The following is a 1,732-nucleotide window of genomic DNA, read 5'->3' as shown; positions in this document are numbered from 1 at the left end:
ACTGCTCTTTAACAATTTATCAGACAATCTGTGTGGGCACTCGAAGATACGGATTCTTAACGTCGCAAGACGATAAATGAATACCAAGTCTCAAGAGTGAACACGTAATTCATTACGAAGTTTAATTCTTTGAGCATCAAACTTTTAAATTGAAGAGTTTGATCATGGCTCAGATTGAACGCTGGCGGCAGGCCTAACACATGCAAGTCGAACGGTAACAGGAATCAGCTTGCTGATTCGCTGACGAGTGGCGGACGGGTGAGTAATGTCTGGGAAACTGCCTGATGGAGGGGGATAACTACTGGAAACGGTAGCTAATACCGCATAACGTCGCAAGACCAAAGAGGGGGACCTTCGGGCCTCTTGCCATCGGATGTGCCCAGATGGGATTAGCTAGTAGGTGGGGTAACGGCTCACCTAGGCGACGATCCCTAGCTGGTCTGAGAGGATGACCAGCCACACTGGAACTGAGACACGGTCCAGACTCCTACGGGAGGCAGCAGTGGGGAATATTGCACAATGGGCGCAAGCCTGATGCAGCCATGCCGCGTGTATGAAGAAGGCCTTCGGGTTGTAAAGTACTTTCAGCGGGGAGGAAGGGAGTAAAGTTAATACCTTTGCTCATTGACGTTACCCGCAGAAGAAGCACCGGCTAACTCCGTGCCAGCAGCCGCGGTAATACGGAGGGTGCAAGCGTTAATCGGAATTACTGGGCGTAAAGCGCACGCAGGCGGTTTGTTAAGTCAGATGTGAAATCCCCGGGCTCAACCTGGGAACTGCATCTGATACTGGCAAGCTTGAGTCTCGTAGAGGGGGGTAGAATTCCAGGTGTAGCGGTGAAATGCGTAGAGATCTGGAGGAATACCGGTGGCGAAGGCGGCCCCCTGGACGAAGACTGACGCTCAGGTGCGAAAGCGTGGGGAGCAAACAGGATTAGATACCCTGGTAGTCCACGCCGTAAACGATGTCGACTTGGAGGTTGTGCCCTTGAGGCGTGGCTTCCGGAGCTAACGCGTTAAGTCGACCGCCTGGGGAGTACGGCCGCAAGGTTAAAACTCAAATGAATTGACGGGGGCCCGCACAAGCGGTGGAGCATGTGGTTTAATTCGATGCAACGCGAAGAACCTTACCTGGTCTTGACATCCACAGAACTTTCCAGAGATGGATTGGTGCCTTCGGGAACTGTGAGACAGGTGCTGCATGGCTGTCGTCAGCTCGTGTTGTGAAATGTTGGGTTAAGTCCCGCAACGAGCGCAACCCTTATCCTTTGTTGCCAGCGGTCCGGCCGGGAACTCAAAGGAGACTGCCAGTGATAAACTGGAGGAAGGTGGGGATGACGTCAAGTCATCATGGCCCTTACGACCAGGGCTACACACGTGCTACAATGGCGCATACAAAGAGAAGCGACCTCGCGAGAGCAAGCGGACCTCATAAAGTGCGTCGTAGTCCGGATTGGAGTCTGCAACTCGACTCCATGAAGTCGGAATCGCTAGTAATCGTGGATCAGAATGCCACGGTGAATACGTTCCCGGGCCTTGTACACACCGCCCGTCACACCATGGGAGTGGGTTGCAAAAGAAGTAGGTAGCTTAACCTTCGGGAGGGCGCTTACCACTTTGTGATTCATGACTGGGGTGAAGTCGTAACAAGGTAACCGTAGGGGAACCTGCGGTTGGATCACCTCCTTACCTTAAAGAACTGTTCTTTGCAGTGCTCACACAGATTGTCTGAT

At 52.6% G+C, this 1,732-nt stretch carries 1 rRNA gene; it reads left to right on the top strand.

The annotated features are described in order from the left end of the window. Positions 1–146 precede the first annotated feature (146 nt). A 16S ribosomal RNA gene (locus FEK47_RS24950) occupies positions 147–1,688 on the top strand. Positions 1,689–1,732: the final 44 nt, after the last annotated feature.

The sequence above is a fragment of the Escherichia sp. E3659 genome, assembly GCF_005781135.1.
Taxonomy (GTDB): Bacteria; Pseudomonadota; Gammaproteobacteria; order Enterobacterales; family Enterobacteriaceae; genus Escherichia.
Note: the sequence above shows the minus strand (reverse complement) of the source record. Positions and strands in the feature narration are given on the sequence as shown.